The following is a 14,501-nucleotide window of genomic DNA, read 5'->3' on the forward strand; positions in this document are numbered from 1 at the left end:
TCATCATCAGGGCTCATCACCCCTAAAAGGCAAGATACAAGGAAACGTCTCTGTCGCAATAAACGACAACCAAACCACCCTCATATCCCTTCAATCTTGGATACATAATGTCAAAGAGCGTGGGACCAAAAAATTTCGACCACCGCATTGCTGCGGTTTGTCTCAACTCGCGATCCCTAGAATGTCCCCGAAGCGGCTCGTCGCTGCGTCGGTGAGGGAGTATTTAGGGAAAGCCGCCGGGACCCGCAAGGCGTTTTTTGCAGAAAAATGAGATTTCCATTTTTCTTGTTTATAATCAAATGGATGCGACGCTATTTTTTGCGCCCCTATGACAGCTTCATGACAGCGATATGGGAATCGCAGCGCCTGATCCGGCCAAATCCCCCTGAATCGCCCCGACATTATCCCGACTCGGAGCCCAAATCCCGACTCGCTCGGGCCGATTCACCGGTTTCTGAAAGGAAAACCCCCGGAAAGCTCCGGGGGTTCCCAAGTTTTGGTTAGTGAATCACCGCATCGGCGGGTTTGCTGTCCTCAGGCGGGCGCGGCATCGCGTCTTCGCCGTTGAAGATCAGCCCGTCGGGGCCAGCGCTCACCGTGATGGTCGATCCGTCCAAGACCTCGCCGCCGAGCAGCATCTCCGCCAGCCGGTCTTGAAGGTTCTTCTGAATCACCCGCTTGAGCGGGCGCGCGCCATAGACCGGATCGTAACCGCGATCCGCCAGCCAGGTCTGCGCCGCCTCGTCGAGCTCCACCGTGATCTTGCGATCCGCGAGCCGCTTCATCAGGCCCGCAAGCTGGATCTCCACGATGCCGTCCATATTCTCACGCGTCAGGCGGTCGAAGATGACGATCTCGTCGAGACGGTTCAGGAATTCGGGGCGGAAATGAGCCCGCACCGCATCCATCACCTGCGCCTTCGCCGCATCCATATCGCCGCCATCCGGCAGATTGGAGAGCGCCTGCGCCCCGAGGTTCGAGGTCAGGATGATCAGCGTGTTCTTGAAATCGACCACGCGGCCCTGCCCATCGGTCAGACGGCCATCGTCCAGAACCTGCAACAGCACGTTAAAGACATCCGGGTGTGCCTTCTCGACCTCATCGAACAGGATCACCTGATAGGGCGAGCGGCGGACGGACTCCGTCAGCACCCCGCCCTCATCATAACCGACATAGCCCGGAGGCGCGCCGATCAGACGGGCGACGGAATGTTTCTCCATGAACTCCGACATATCGACGCGGGTCATCGCCCGGTCGTCGTCGAAGAGAAATTCCGCCAGCGCCTTGGTCAGCTCGGTCTTGCCCACCCCGGTCGGGCCGAGGAAGAGGAACGAGCCGAGCGGACGGTTCGGATCATTCAGACCCGCCCGCGCACGGCGCACCGCGTTCGACACCGCCGTCACAGCCAGACGCTGCCCGATCACGCGGCCCCCAAGCTCCTCCTCCATCTTGAGGAGTTTCTCGCGCTCACCTTCCAGCATCTTGTCCACGGGAATCCCGGTCCAGCGCTCCACCACATGGGCGACCTGCTCCGGGCCAACCGCTTCTTCGACCATCACATCCCCGGCCTCTTCGGATTGCTCCGCCGCGGCCAGCTCTTTTTCAAGCTGCGGGATGATCCCATAAGATAGCTCGCCCGCGCGCGCGAGGTTGCCATCACGTTTCACCTGGTCGAGTTCGGCCCGCGCCTGATCCAGCTTCTCCTTGATGTTGCGCGCGCCGGCCAGCTTGTCGCGCTCGGCCTGCCAGCGGGCGGTCATCTCGTCGGATTGCTGCTGAAGATCCGCCAGTTCCTTTTCCAGCTTCTCCAGCCGGTCCTTGGACGCATCGTCGGTCTCTTTCTTCAGCGCTTCCGCCTCGATCCGCTTCTGGAGCAGTTCGCGGTCCAGCGCGTCAAGCTCCTCGGGCTTGCTGTCCACCTCCATGCGCAGACGGCTTGCCGCCTCATCCATGAGGTCGATCGCCTTGTCCGGTAGGAACCGGTCGGTGATGTAGCGGTCCGACAATTGCGCCGCAGCGACCAGCGCGGAGTCCGAGATCCGCACGCCATGGTGCAGCTCATATTTCTCCTTGATCCCCCGCAGGATGGAGATGGTGTCCGCCACACTCGGCTCCGTCACCAGAACCGGCTGGAACCGGCGAGCGAGCGCTGCATCTTTTTCCACATGCTTGCGATACTCGTCGAGCGTCGTCGCGCCGACACAGTGCAACTCACCGCGCGCCAGCGCAGGCTTCAACAGGTTCGACGCATCCATCGCCCCATCGGATTTGCCTGCGCCAACCAGCGTGTGCATCTCGTCGATGAAAAGGATGATCTCGCCCGCTGCCGTCTCGACTTCCGACAGGATCGCCTTCAGACGCTCCTCAAACTCGCCACGATATTTCGCGCCCGCAATCAGCGCGCCCATATCCAGCGCCATCAGCTTCTTGTTCAAAAGGCTTTCCGGCACATCGCGGTTCACGATGCGCAGCGCCAGACCTTCGGCAATCGCGGTCTTACCCACGCCGGGATCCCCGATCAGCACCGGGTTGTTCTTCGTGCGGCGGCTCAACACCTGAATACAGCGGCGAATTTCCTCGTCGCGGCCGATGATCGGGTCAATCTTGCCCTGCTCGGCGGCCTCGGTGAGATCGCGCGCATATTTCTTCAGCGCGTCATAGCCCTGCTCGGCACTGGCGCTGTCCGCGGTCCGACCCTTGCGAATGTCGTTGATCGCAGCGTTCAACGACTGCGCCGAGACGCCCGCCTCCTTGAGCGCATCTGCCGCCGCAGACGGCGTGATCGCCAGCGCCGTCAACAGCCGCTCAACGGCGACATAGGAATCGCCCGCTTTCTTCGCGACCTCTTCGGCCTCGCTCAGCACCTTGCCGGTCGCCGTGTCGAGATAAAGCGAGCCCTGCCCGCCATCGACTTTCGGTTGCTTGGCCAGCGCCATATCTACCGCCGACAGCGCCTTTTTCGGGTCACCGCCTGCTTTGGCGATCAGATTGGCCGCCATGCCTTCGCTGTCATCGAGAAGCGCCTTCAGCAAATGCTCGGGCAAAAAGCGCTGATGCCCGTCGCGCATCGCAATCGTCTGCCCAGCCTGAACAAACCCACGGGCGCGATCCGTAAACTTTTCAAAATTCATCTTTTTCTCCTTCTGCACCCCTGTTCGAACGCCCAATCGGCACGTCCCTCTCGGGGCCATGCTAACCATATGGGGAGGCGGATTTGGCGTGACAAGTATGCAACAGTGCGCGCGATTGCTTTTTTCACCCGCGTCAGGCAAACCCGTTAAAAAAGGAGCCTCGCCATGAAAGATGACCGCCTCATCGTCGCCCTCGACGTCCCCAATGCCCTTGCGGGACTGGAGATGGCCGAGCGGCTTGGCGACAGTGTTTCCTTTTACAAAATCGGCCTCGGGATGCTCACCGGCGGCGGGCTGGCGCTCGCCAATGAGCTCAAGGAAAAGGGCAAGCGCATTTTCCTCGACATGAAGCTTTTCGACATTGGCAACACGGTGGAGACCGCCGTGCGCGGGCTCTCCCAATTCGATCTCGATTATCTCACCGTGCATGGCGACCCGCATGTCGTCCGCGCGGCGGTGAAGGGGCGCGGTGATCGCGGAATGAAGATCCTCGCCGTCACCGTGCTGACCTCGCTCGACCGCAGCGATCTCGATGAGGCAATGATCGCAAGCGGCGACATCCACGATCTCGCCGTCGAGCGCGCCCGCCGCGCTCTTGCCGCCGGAGCGGATGGCGTCATTGCCTCGCCCATGGAAGCCGCCCGGATCCGCGATCTGCCCGAAGCCTCGGGCCGCATCATCGTCACCCCCGGCGTGCGCCCCCATGGCAGCGATCTGGGGGACCAAAAACGCACCGCAACCCCCGCCGAAGCCATCCATGCGGGCGCCGATCACATCGTCGTCGGCCGCCCGATCATCGAAGCCGACAACCCCGCCATCGCCGCGCGGCTCATCCGCGACAGCCTGCCGTGAGCACGCTCTGCCGCGATTGCTTCACCACGGTCACGCGCGGCACCCGCTGCCCGGCCTGCCACAGCCCGCGCCTTCTGAGCCATCCGGAACTGTTCGACCTCTCCATCGCCCATATCGATTGCGACGCCTTCTACGCCTCGGTCGAAAAACACGACAATCCAGAGCTGCGTGACGTCCCGCTCATCGTCGGCGGCGGCGTGCGTGGTGTCGTCACAACCTGCTGTTATATCGCGCGGATCAACGGCGTGCGCTCCGCCATGCCGATGTTCAAGGCCCGCAAACTCTGCCCCGATGCGGTGATCGTGAAGCCGCGTTTCGACCGTTATGTCGAGGTCTCCCGCCAGATCCGTGAGAAATTCGAAAGCCTCACCCCCGCCGTCGAACCGCTCTCGCTGGACGAGGCCTTTCTCGACCTCACCGGCACCGCGCGCCTCCACGGCGCGCCGCCCGCCGTGTTGCTCGCCCGTCTCGCCAAGGAGATCGAGGACGAGATCGGCATTTCCGTCTCGGTCGGTCTCGCCCATAACAAATTCCTCGCCAAAATCGCGTCGGATCAGGACAAACCCCGCGGCTTTTCGGTGATCGGCAAGGCCGAAACCGCCGACTTCCTTGCCCGCCAGCCCGTCAGCATCATCTGGGGCGTCGGCAAGGTCACGCAAAACCGCCTCCATAATGACGGCCTCTATAAAATCAGCGATGTGCTGAAAATCGACCGCAAGGCCCTGTCCGAGCGCTATGGCGACATGGGCGAACGCCTCTGGCACCTCTCCCGCGGCCTCGACCATCGCCGCATCTCCAACCGCCGCCCGGTCAAATCCGTGTCCAACGAGACGACCTTTAACGAAGACATCGCCGATCAGGAGCTGCTCGAATCCCATCTCTGGCGGCTCTGCATGAAAACCTCAGACCGCCTCAAAGCCAAGCAAATCGAGGGGACGACCATCACCCTCAAACTCAAACGCGCCGATTTTCGCGGCCTGACGCGCAGCGCGACCCTCACCATGCCGACCAATCTCGCCGAAGATATTTACCAAACCGGGCGAAAGATGCTCGCAGGCACCATGGGCGACGCGCCCTTCCGTCTGATTGGCATCGGCCTGAGCCATCTGAGCACGGAAGGCAGCAGCCCCGCCGACCTGCTCGACCCGACTCATATGCAGCGGCGACAGGCCGAAAAAGCCACCGACGCCATCCGCGCCCGTTTTGGCCCCGATGCGATCCGAAAAGGGCGCGGTTTCGCGCCGCGCCACCCCGACAAAAGCGAGTCATAGCGCTTTCAGACGTAGCGTCACTGCGCGGTTCTCAAAAAAACGAACATTTCCGAAGCGCGTTTCGCTTGACTTTGACGCGCCGCAACATAAATTGGTTCTCGTAACGTCTGTGGATGTTACATGCGCCCTGCGGGGCGTTTCCTCCCTAAACTTGGGCCGCGTTCGTCGCGGCCTTTTTTTTGCTTATTCCGCAGCGAGTTGGTGCGATACGGACCAGTCCCGCGCAATCACCGCAACCGCCTGCGTGAGCCGCGCGCGCACATCACCAAACACCGCCCGCTTCGCCTGCGCCCCCTCATCCATATAAAGCGCGCGGTTCAACTCCACCTGCACCGCATGGACACCCTTGCCAGGCCGCCCATAATGCGCCGCGATATGCCCGCCCGCAAAAGGCTCATTGAGCGCCACGCGAAACCCGGCCTCCTCAAAGGCACGCACGACCGACCGCCGCGCCGCCGCATAGGCCGAGGCACCGTAACGATCCCCGATCACGATCTCCGCCTCCGCGCTCACCGAACTCGACGGCATCGAATGGCAATCGAGCAAAAGCACCTCGCCAAACCGCTCGCGCGCAGCCGCAACCATAGAAGCCAAAGTCTTATGATAGGGATAATAGGACGCCGCCATCCGCGCCTCGGCCTCCTCAAAACGCATCTTCCCCTGCCGGATCGGCCGCCCCGCCGAGACGATGCGGGGAATCACGCCCAGACCCGCCGCCGCACGCGGCGAGCGCCGCCCAAAGGGCAAATCCGCAATCACCGCAGGGTCAAACTCATCCGGCGCACGGTTCAGATCGCACCAGGCCCGCGGATAGCGCGCCGCGATCATCGGCAGGCCAAGCGCCGCCGCGCCGCCGAACAGCTCATCGACAAACATATCCTCCGAAGAGCGCAGCGCGTGGATATCCAGAAGCGCCGAATCGACGAAATCTCGCGGATAGTCGCGCCCCGAATGAGGCGAGGACAAAACCACCCCCGCAATCGGCGTCTCTGGCGTAAAAACCCTATATCCGCTCTCTGTTTCTGGCATGAAAAGCCCTTGATCCCCCTCGGCGCTCCCGTTATATAGCGCGAACGCATCGCGGGGGTCACCCCGCTTTGTGGGCGTATAGCTCAGCGGGAGAGCACTTCGTTGACATCGAAGGGGTCACTGGTTCAATCCCAGTTACGCCCACCATTTTATTTTCTTGGCGCACTTAGCCGCGCGCCGCGAGACAAGGAGAGAGGCCATGAAGGTCAAAAATTCGCTTCGCTCCCTGAAGCAGCGCCACCGGGACTGCCGCGTTGTGCGCCGTAAGGGTCGCGTCTATGTCATCAACAAAACCCAGCGTCGCTTCAAAGCACGTCAGGGCTGATTGAGACAACAAGACTAAAGAAAACCGCGCCTTAGAGCGCGGTTTTTTATGGGTTACTGCCCCTGCTGCGCGATCAGCAGCGTCAGTGTCGGGCGGTCCATCGCGCCGGTGACCTCCAGCGCCTGTTCTTCCTGAAACGCCGCGATGGCCTCGCGGGTGAGGTCCGTGACCTGACCGTCAACGGTCATTTGCCCATAGCCGCCACGAACCAGCAATTCCTCGGCCCAGGCCAGCGTCGCGGGCGCGTAGAGGCCCGCCGCCTCTGCGCTGGCGGCCCGTCGTTCCTGCAATGCAGCCGCCGCACGTTCCGCCTCCGCAATCTCCTTGAGCGGGCCGGGCTCGGCGCTCTCCAAATACGCATCCCAGCCCTCAACGGTCCCGGTCTCCCGCGCATCCGTAAAGCTCGGCGCGGGTTCGGCGTCCCCCTCCCCGACCTGCGCCTCAGCGCCGCGTGTTTCGGCCAGCTCAATCTCCGCCAGCACCGACAGCGCCGCGCGGGCCGCTTCGCTGCGGGCGCCATTCGGATGCGCCACCACGTAATCCGAGAGCGACGCAATCGCCTCCGGCACCCCTGCCGCGTGCCAATCCGCCTGCTGCATCGCCGCCTCTTCGGCCTTGCGCGCCGCTGCCTCGCGGGCGAGCCGTTCGCGGGCCTCCTGCGCATCGGCCCGCAGCGCCTCCAGCGCGTCCTCATCGAGAAAACCGGTGTCGAAACGCCCCGCCGAGAGTTGCCATTCCGCAATCGCATTGCGCGCGCCGGGACCGAAGACCCCATCCCGCCCGCGCGGCTCAAACCCCATCAGGAGCAGCATTTCCTGCACCTCGCGCCGCGTTCCCGCGCGCAGTTTCAGCGCCGCCTCCGTGTCTTCCGCCGCAATCCGCGCCTCCGCAAGACCGCGATAGGCCCCATCCGGATAGGCATTCAAATAGCGCCGCATCGCCGCAGGCGAGCGGTCCTCATTCACCAGATCCCAGAAATCCTGCTCGGGGTTGATCTCGATCAGACGCTCGGCCTCGCCAGCCCCCGCCGGTGCATCCGCCTGCTGCGCAAAGGCCGCCGAAGCTGCGACACAGGCCGCGATGGACAGGAAAAAACGCATGACACCCCCGAAACACAGTTGTCCGGTTCGTTGTCAGGCATAATCCCGCTGATCGTCAATGACTTTCCCGTCGCGAGGCAAGGCACCTCGCGGCACAATTTCGACATCGCCGCGCAGTTTCAGCACTTCCTGCACGGACGCGCCAATCTCATCGGCATTGCCCTCCCCCTCGACACGCACGAGCATGTGATCGCTCTCGCCGCTCCGTGTCGCCACAATCCGCACCCGGTCGATCTCCGGGTGGCGCGCCACCAGCGTCGCCACCTGTTCGGGACGCACGAACATGCCCTTGATCTTGGTCGTCTGATCAGCGCGGCCCATCCACCCCTTGATCCGCATATTGGTCCGCCCGCAAGCGCTTTGGCCCGGCATCACCGCCGAAAGATCGCCCGTCGCGAAGCGGATCAGCGGATAGTCGCGATTGAAACTCGTGACCAGCACCTCACCAACCTCGCCTTCCGCCACCGGGTTACCGGTGCCAGGGGTCACAATCTCCACGATCACGCCCTCATCCACGATCATCCCCTCGTCGGCGGCGCTTTCATAGGCGATCATCCCGAGATCGGCGGTCGCATAGGCTTGCAGGCAAGTGATCCCGCGATCCGCATATTCCGCCCGGAGCGACGGGAAAAGCGCGCCGCCGGACACCGCCGCCTTGGTCACTTTCGACACGTCCAGCCCCATCAGATCGGCCTTGTCGAGAATGACCTTGAGGTAATCCGGCGTGCCCGCAAAGGCCGTCACACCCGCATCCGCCATGGCGCGGGCCTGCAATTCGGTCTGCCCGGTCCCGGCGGGGATCACGGTCGCATGGACCGCCGCCGCGCCGGTTTCCAGCATCAAGCCCGCCGGAGTCAGATGGTAGCTAAAGCAATTCTGGACGATATCGCCCGCCCCAATCCCCACCGCATGAAGAAAGCGCCCAAATCGAAACCAGTCCTTCCCGCGCATTCCCGGCTCATAGATCGGGCCGGGGGACTGGAAGATATAGCTCAGCTCGCCCGGGGTTTTCGTCACCCAACCGCCAAAGGGCGGCGCGGCTTCCTGCTGCGCGACCAGATCGCTCTTGCGCATCACCGGAAGCTGGGTCAGCGCGGCGCGGCTCGCAATCGCCGCCGGGTCCACACCGTCAAGATGCTTGGCCCAGGCGGGCGCGCTCATCGCATGGCGCACCAGCATCGGCAATTCCGCCGCATAAGCGGTTTCGCGGTCATCCACAGAGCGGGTTTCGAGATCGTCAAATGCCATCTGGGGGCGCCTCCTTAGCTCAACCAACGCTTGCGGCGGCGATAGGACCGCACATCGCGGAAGCTCTTGCGGCCATCATCGCCCATGCCGAGATAGAATTCCTTCACATCGGGATTCTCGCGCAGCGCATCCGCCGCGCCGTCCATCACGATGCGCCCACTTTCCAGAATATAGCCGAAATCCGCATAACGCAGGGCTACATTGGTGTTCTGCTCGGCCAGAAGGAAGCTCACGCCCTCCTTCTCGTTGAGGTTTTTCACAATGCCGAAAATCTCTTCGACCAGCTGCGGCGCGAGGCCCATGGACGGCTCGTCCAAAAGCACCATATTCGGGTCCGACATGATCGCCCGGCCCATGGCGCACATTTGCTGCTCGCCGCCCGATGTATAGCCCGCCTGGCTCCGCCGCCGCTCGCGCAGACGGGGGAAATATTCATACACCATCTCCAGATCGCGCTTGATCGCCGCGCTGCCATCCTTGCGGGTAAAGGCGCCGGTCAGCAGGTTTTCCTCAATCGTCAGGTGCTCGAAACAATGCCGTCCCTCCATCACCTGAATAACGCCCTTTTTCACCAGCGTCGCCGGGTCGAGATCGCTCACCCGCTCGTCTTTATAGACAATCGAGCCCTTGGTGACTTCGCCGCGCTCGGCTTGCAGAAGGTTGGAAATGGCCTTGAGGGTGGTGGTCTTGCCCGCGCCATTGCCGCCCAAAAGCGCCGTAATGCCGCCCTTCGGCACCGACAGGCTGACCCCCTTCAGAACGAGGATGACGTGATTATAGATCACCTCGATATTGTTCACCTCGAGGAGCTTCTCGCCCATCAACTCTTCGGCAGATTGCAATTCCGCTACAGCCATCATCCCCTCCAAAATTCAATGGTGGCGCCCCGCCAAAAGCGGAGCGCCGCTTGGTTTACCCGCAGTCGCGCGGCTCGATGCCGGATTCGCTGGCGAAGGCTTCGCTGTCCTGATCGATGAGCGGCTGGATGACCTCCATGTCACTCTCGATAAAGTCGGTGATGAGGGTGAACTCATCGGCTTCCGCATCATATTGCTGGATCGCCACCCGGCCCGGACCGCCGTGATTTTCACAGCTCACCGAGAATTCCGGCCCGAAGCCCGGCATCCCCAGCTCTTCCATCCGCGCTTCGGTCATCTCCAGCGCTTCCATCCCATCGCGGAACTGCTGCGGCGTGATGTCCGGCGTGCCGTGGATTTCCTGCGCCTTGAGCGCCGATTCCGCCATCAGCATCGCGGCGTAAAAACCCTTATTGTAAGGAACCGTGCCAATGTTCTGGCCGTCGCTGGCGGCTTTGCCCGTATCCACGAGATATTCGCGCACCTCGTCGAAGACCGGGAAGTCCGAACCCGGCGCATGGAAGTTGGCCGACTTATAGCCATCGGCGCCCGCGCCCACCGGCTCCACGTCGATCTCGTTGCCCGACCACCAGATGCCGAGCACCTGATCCATCGGATAGCGGATATTCGCAGCCTCTTGCAGCGCGACCGGGTTCATCACGCCCCAGCCATAGAGGATCACATTGTCCGGGCGGTCACGGCGCACCTGAAGCCACTGGCTTTTCTGCTCCTGACCGGGGTGATCCACCGGCAGCAGGCTCAGATCGAACCCATGCTTTTCGGACAGCGCTTCCAGCGTGCCGATCGGCTCCTTGCCATAAGCGGAGTTGTGATAGACGAGCGCGATCTTCTTGCCCTCAAGCGAACCGCCATTGATCTCCAACAGGTGGTTGATGATCGCCGACGCGCCGTTCCAGTAATTGGCCGGGAAGTTGAACACATTCTCAAACACCTGACCATTTGCGGCCGAGGTGCGGCCATAGCCCGGCGTGTAGAGGTTCAGATCATCCGCCTGCACTTTGGGGATAAGCTGGTAGGTGATCCCGGTCGAAAGCGGGTTATAGACCATTGGGTTGTTGCCCTTGGTCGCCTCATAGCACTCCACGCCCTTTTGCGTGTCGTATGCGGTTTCACACTCCTCAACCACGGCCCGAACACCGCCAAGACCGCCATCGCGCTCATTGAGCAGGTTGAAATAATCCATATAGCCATCGGCATAAGGTCCGCCGCCCGCACCATAAGCGCCCGTCCGATAGGAAAGCGAAGGGAAATACAGATCCGCCATCGCCGTGCTTGCGGCCGATGCGGCGATGATCGCGCCTGCGGCCAGTTTTGCAAAATTCGACATGTTATCCTCCCGATTTGTCGACATGATCCCGGTTTCTCCGGGTTTAGGGAGCCGCCCCCTTAATAGGGGAACGGCCAAAGACGAAGTTTCTGTTTGGCCAGCCGCCAGAGCTGCGCCAGCCCATGCGGCTCCACCACCAGAAAGAACATGATGAGAAAGCCCACGATGGTGAGTTCGAGATGCGCCGCGAGATCCGCAGGCCAGCCGAAACCGCCCACCATCAGGTTCTTGAGCGCGACCGGCAGGACCACGAGGAACGCCGCCCCGGCAAAGCTGCCGAAGATTGAGCCCAAGCCGCCGATAATCACCATGAACAGCACAAGAAAGCTCTTGTTGATCCCGAACGCATCGCCCACTTCCGCCGCGCCGAGATAGACCGCGAAGTAAAGCGCACCCGCGACACCGACATAGAATGACGAGATCGCAAAGGCCGTCAGCTTGGCCTTCAGCGGGTTCACCCCGATAATCTCGGCGGCGATGTCCATATCGCGCATCGCCATCCAGCTCCGCCCGATCTTGCCGCGCGTCAGATTCCGCGCCACCCAGGCGAGGGCAAAGACAAAGACGAGGCAGAAAAGATATTTCGCCCAAGCCGCCGTCGCCGGGCCGGTCACACCGATCCCGAGCACGGTGCGCGTGCCCGCATTGATCTGCCCCGAGGACGAGTAGTTGTAGAACCAGCCGACCTTGTTGAAGAGCCAGACGAGGAAGAACTGCGCCGCGAGCGTCGCCACGGCGAGATAGAACCCCTTGATCCGAAGGCTCGGCAAGCCAAACGCCGCACCGACCAGCGCTGTGATCAGACCGGCGAGCAGCACGCAGAAGATGATGTTGAGGTCAGGAAAGGCCGTCATCAGCTTGAAACAGCTATAAGCCCCAACCGCCATGAACCCGCCCGTGCCGAGCGAGACCTGCCCGCAATAGCCCGTCAGGATGTTCAGCCCGAGCGCCGCGATGGCGAAGATCAGGAAAGGCACGAAAATCGCCGTCGCCCAGTATTCGTTGATGACGAAGGGGATGACGAGGAACGCCACCGCGATCAGCACCCAATAGCCTAGGCGGTCGAATTTGATCGGGAAGGTCTGCCCGTCATTGCGATAGGTGGTCTTGAAATCACCGGCTTCACGGTAAAACATCAGCCCTCTCCCTTATTGTCTGGCCAGTCATTGCCTTGCGGATCGACGATGCAGAAGCGGTGGCCCGTTGGCGCCTCCATAACGATCCATCCCTTGATCCGCGCCACTTCGACCGCCCCGATGGCTGTCATCCGTGCCACTTCGGCCTCTTTGTCATCTGTTTCGATATCGAGATGGATGCGCGGGTCATGATCAACGGCTTGCAGCAACACTTTGGGATAGCCCGCATACCCGCCGATCTTGGCGTATTTTCCGTCTGCATCGACCTCTCCGGTTGTCCGCAGAGCCTCGGCCCAAAACGTTGTCGCCTCGCTCAAATCTTCGGTTTTGCAGTCGATACACAGTGCGCCGATACGCGATTGATGCGCCATCCTCACACCCTCTCGATGATTTTCTCACCGAACAGCCCTTGGGGCCGGAAGATGAGGAAGGCGAGCGCCAGAACATAGGCGAACCAGTTTTCTGTCGCGCCGCCGATCATGCCGCCGATGGTGTGTTCGAACACTTTCTCGCCCATGCCGATGATGAGCCCGCCCACAATCGCGCCGGGAATGGAGGTGAAGCCGCCGAGCATCAGCACGGGGAGCGCTTTCAGAGCAATCAGCGAGAGCGAGAACTGCACGCCCGATTTCGCGCCCCACATGGCCCCGGCCACCAGCGCCACGAAGCCCGCGAGCGACCAGACGATCACCCAGATCATCCGCAGCGAGATCCCGACCGAGAGCGCCGCCGAGTGGTCATCCGCCACGGCCCGGAGCGCCCGCCCGATGCGGGTGTATTGCGAGAAAATCACCAGCGCGGTCACGAGGATCACGGCGATGATGGCGGCCGCCACGTCGAGCGTGTCGATATAGAAGCCGAAGAAATCCTCGCCCCCGAGACCCGAGGTCGCGTTCTCGATCCAGAGCGAACCGCCCTGCGGCAAGCCAATATCGAGCGTTTTCAGCTCGTTGCCCCACATGAGGTCCCCAACGCCTTCGAGGAAATACGCAAGCCCAATCGTCGCCATGAACAGGATGATCGGCGGCTGACCGACGAGGAATTTCAAGAGGCACCGCTCGACGAGGATCGCGAAGAGGATCATCACCCCCATGGTCAGGATCACCGCGAGCAGCGTCGGGACGGTCCAGCCGAAATTATGCAGCTCGGTGCCAAAAATGACGTTGATGACATGGGCAAACGGGATCTGCCCCGTCTGGATGCCGACCAGCGTCAGCGCGGCAAAAAGCGCCATCACCCCTTGGGCGAAGTTGAACACCCCCGAGGCCTTGAAGATCAGCACGAAGCCGAGCGCGACGAGGCTATACATCACCCCGGTCAGCAGCCCGTTGATCAGAACCTCAATGAAATAAAGCGTTTCAGCAGACATCAGCGGGCCTCCTTAATCATGCGACACGCCGAGATAGGCGTCGATCACATCCTGGTTCTGGCGGACCTCATCGGGGAGCCCGTCGCCAATCTTGCGCCCGTAATCGAGCACCACCACGCGGTCGGAAATATCCATCACCACGCCCATATCGTGCTCAATGAGCGCGATGGTCGTGCCGAACTCGTCATTCACGTCGAGAATGAAGCGGCACATATCTTCCTTCTCTTCGACATTCATCCCGGCCATCGGCTCATCAAGGAGCAGCAGATGCGGCTCGGCGGCCAGCGCCCGGCCCAGCTCGACCCGCTTTTGCAACCCGTAGGAGAGCGCCCCAACCGGGGTCTTGCGGATCGCCTGAATTTCAAGAAAGTCGATAATCCGCTCGACCTTCTCGCGATGCTCGACCTCTTCGCGCTCGGCCTTGCCCCACCACATCGCCTGGCTGAGAATGCCCGCTTTCATCATTGTGAAGCGGCCCGTCATGATGTTGTCGAGAACGGTCATCCCCTTGAAAAGCGCGATGTTCTGGAAGGTCCGCGCGATGCCGAGTTTGGCGATCTCATGCGGCTTCATCGCCTTGCGCTGCTTGCCGCGATACCAGATCTCGCCTTCCTGCGGGTGGTAGAAGCCGTTGATAACGTTGAGCATGGACGATTTCCCGGCCCCGTTCGGCCCGATGATCGCCCGGATCTCGCCCTCGCGGATGTCGAAGGAAATATCCTTGATCGCCTCGACGCCGCCAAACCGCAGGGTGATGTTCTTCATCTCCATCACCGGCGCGCCGATGGTGCGGCCATCCGGGGTTGTGTATTCTTCTGCTGCGCTCATGATCCCC

The 14,501-nt window shown here is 61.8% G+C and carries 14 protein-coding genes and 1 tRNA gene; 5 read left to right on the forward strand and 10 right to left on the reverse strand.

Annotation, left to right across the window (positions count from 1 at the left end):
* Positions 1–271 (forward strand): hypothetical protein (locus ACMA5I_RS14085; RefSeq protein ID WP_525886917.1); only part of this gene is annotated, 271 nt, incomplete at its 5' end.
* Between the two features lie 229 nt (positions 272–500).
* Here the strand turns inward: ACMA5I_RS14085 and clpB are convergent.
* Positions 501–3,131, reverse strand: a complete 2,631-nt coding sequence (clpB, locus tag ACMA5I_RS14090) for an ATP-dependent chaperone ClpB (protein WP_525886918.1) — start codon at positions 3,129–3,131, stop codon at positions 501–503.
* Between the two features lie 165 nt (positions 3,132–3,296).
* Here clpB and pyrF point away from each other — a divergent pair, with 165 nt between their 5' ends.
* Together pyrF and ACMA5I_RS14100 are read left to right on the forward strand one after the other, a co-directional pair.
* Positions 3,297–3,983 carry an orotidine-5'-phosphate decarboxylase gene (gene pyrF / locus ACMA5I_RS14095; RefSeq protein WP_525886919.1) on the forward strand — a complete coding sequence of 229 codons (687 nt, stop codon included), beginning with the start codon at positions 3,297–3,299 and terminating at the stop codon, positions 3,981–3,983.
* A complete protein-coding gene (locus ACMA5I_RS14100) occupies positions 3,980–5,254 on the forward strand; it encodes a DNA polymerase IV (protein WP_525886920.1) in 1,275 nt (424 codons plus the stop codon). Before pyrF ends, ACMA5I_RS14100 begins: the two co-directional genes overlap by 4 nt.
* Before the next feature lie 183 nt (positions 5,255–5,437).
* On the opposite strand, the gene ACMA5I_RS14105 is transcribed toward ACMA5I_RS14100, so the two are convergent.
* Positions 5,438–6,226: an N-formylglutamate amidohydrolase gene (locus ACMA5I_RS14105; RefSeq protein ID WP_525887085.1), complete on the reverse strand. Its 789-nt coding sequence runs from the start codon at positions 6,224–6,226 to the stop codon at positions 5,438–5,440.
* 129 nt (positions 6,227–6,355) lie between these two features.
* Between ACMA5I_RS14105 and ACMA5I_RS14110 the strand changes: the two genes are divergently transcribed.
* Positions 6,356–6,430, forward strand: a tRNA-Val gene (locus ACMA5I_RS14110).
* A 52-nt stretch (positions 6,431–6,482) separates the two neighbouring features.
* The gene (gene ykgO / locus ACMA5I_RS14115; protein WP_012177066.1) at positions 6,483–6,608 is read left to right on the forward strand and encodes a type B 50S ribosomal protein L36; all 126 of its coding nucleotides are present in this window, start codon (positions 6,483–6,485) and stop codon (positions 6,606–6,608) included.
* A 53-nt stretch (positions 6,609–6,661) separates the two neighbouring features.
* Here the strand turns inward: ykgO and ACMA5I_RS14120 are convergent, their stop codons facing one another.
* Genes ACMA5I_RS14120 through ACMA5I_RS14155 form a run of 8 tightly spaced genes read right to left on the reverse strand, consistent with a single transcriptional unit; the run spans position 6,662 to position 14,497 of the window.
* Positions 6,662–7,708 carry a peptidoglycan-binding domain-containing protein gene (locus ACMA5I_RS14120; RefSeq protein WP_525886921.1) on the reverse strand — a complete coding sequence of 349 codons (1,047 nt, stop codon included), beginning with the start codon at positions 7,706–7,708 and terminating at the stop codon, positions 6,662–6,664.
* Between the two features lie 33 nt (positions 7,709–7,741).
* Positions 7,742–8,956, reverse strand: a complete 1,215-nt coding sequence (locus tag ACMA5I_RS14125) for a phenylacetate--CoA ligase family protein (RefSeq protein ID WP_525886922.1) — start codon at positions 8,954–8,956, stop codon at positions 7,742–7,744.
* Positions 8,957–8,970: 14 nt separating this feature from the next.
* The gene (locus tag ACMA5I_RS14130; protein WP_525886923.1) at positions 8,971–9,813 is read right to left on the reverse strand and encodes an ABC transporter ATP-binding protein; all 843 of its coding nucleotides are present in this window, start codon (positions 9,811–9,813) and stop codon (positions 8,971–8,973) included.
* A gap of 55 nt (positions 9,814–9,868) precedes the next feature.
* Complete coding sequence (locus tag ACMA5I_RS14135; protein WP_525886924.1) at positions 9,869–11,161, reverse strand: ABC transporter substrate-binding protein; 1,293 nt, start codon at positions 11,159–11,161, stop codon at positions 9,869–9,871.
* A 59-nt stretch (positions 11,162–11,220) separates the two neighbouring features.
* Positions 11,221–12,297, reverse strand: a complete 1,077-nt coding sequence (locus ACMA5I_RS14140) for a branched-chain amino acid ABC transporter permease (protein WP_525886925.1) — start codon at positions 12,295–12,297, stop codon at positions 11,221–11,223.
* Positions 12,297–12,668 (reverse strand): VOC family protein, encoded by a 372-nt coding sequence (locus tag ACMA5I_RS14145; protein WP_525886926.1) that lies wholly within the window; start codon positions 12,666–12,668, stop codon positions 12,297–12,299. The genes ACMA5I_RS14140 and ACMA5I_RS14145 overlap by 1 nt, the downstream gene beginning before the upstream one ends.
* Positions 12,669–12,670: 2 nt before the next feature.
* Positions 12,671–13,666, reverse strand: coding sequence for a branched-chain amino acid ABC transporter permease (locus ACMA5I_RS14150; protein WP_525886927.1), 996 nt, complete (start codon positions 13,664–13,666; stop codon positions 12,671–12,673).
* A 12-nt stretch (positions 13,667–13,678) separates the two neighbouring features.
* Positions 13,679–14,497: an ABC transporter ATP-binding protein gene (locus ACMA5I_RS14155; protein WP_525887086.1), complete on the reverse strand. Its 819-nt coding sequence runs from the start codon at positions 14,495–14,497 to the stop codon at positions 13,679–13,681.
* Positions 14,498–14,501: the final 4 nt, after the last annotated feature.

This window comes from Jujubicoccus corallicola, assembly GCF_047345645.1.
Lineage (GTDB): Bacteria > Pseudomonadota > Alphaproteobacteria > Rhodobacterales > Rhodobacteraceae > JBLEFH01.

What these genes read in the sequence shown, in the direction of transcription:
- clpB (WP_525886918.1), bottom strand. Translation starts at nt 3,131, where the DNA reads ATGAATTTTGAAAAGTTTACGGATCGCGCCCGTGGGTTTGTTCAGGCT.
- ACMA5I_RS14135 (WP_525886924.1), bottom strand. Translation starts at nt 11,161, where the DNA reads ATGTCGAATTTTGCAAAACTGGCCGCAGGCGCGATCATCGCCGCATCG.
- ACMA5I_RS14150 (WP_525886927.1), bottom strand. Translation starts at nt 13,666, where the DNA reads ATGTCTGCTGAAACGCTTTATTTCATTGAGGTTCTGATCAACGGGCTG.
- ACMA5I_RS14145 (WP_525886926.1), bottom strand. Translation starts at nt 12,668, where the DNA reads ATGGCGCATCAATCGCGTATCGGCGCACTGTGTATCGACTGCAAAACC.
- ACMA5I_RS14140 (WP_525886925.1), bottom strand. Translation starts at nt 12,297, where the DNA reads ATGTTTTACCGTGAAGCCGGTGATTTCAAGACCACCTATCGCAATGAC.
- ACMA5I_RS14130 (WP_525886923.1), bottom strand. Translation starts at nt 9,813, where the DNA reads ATGGCTGTAGCGGAATTGCAATCTGCCGAAGAGTTGATGGGCGAGAAG.
- ykgO (WP_012177066.1), top strand. Translation starts at nt 6,483, where the DNA reads ATGAAGGTCAAAAATTCGCTTCGCTCCCTGAAGCAGCGCCACCGGGAC.
- ACMA5I_RS14120 (WP_525886921.1), bottom strand. Translation starts at nt 7,708, where the DNA reads ATGCGTTTTTTCCTGTCCATCGCGGCCTGTGTCGCAGCTTCGGCGGCC.
- ACMA5I_RS14125 (WP_525886922.1), bottom strand. Translation starts at nt 8,956, where the DNA reads ATGGCATTTGACGATCTCGAAACCCGCTCTGTGGATGACCGCGAAACC.
- pyrF (WP_525886919.1), top strand. Translation starts at nt 3,297, where the DNA reads ATGAAAGATGACCGCCTCATCGTCGCCCTCGACGTCCCCAATGCCCTT.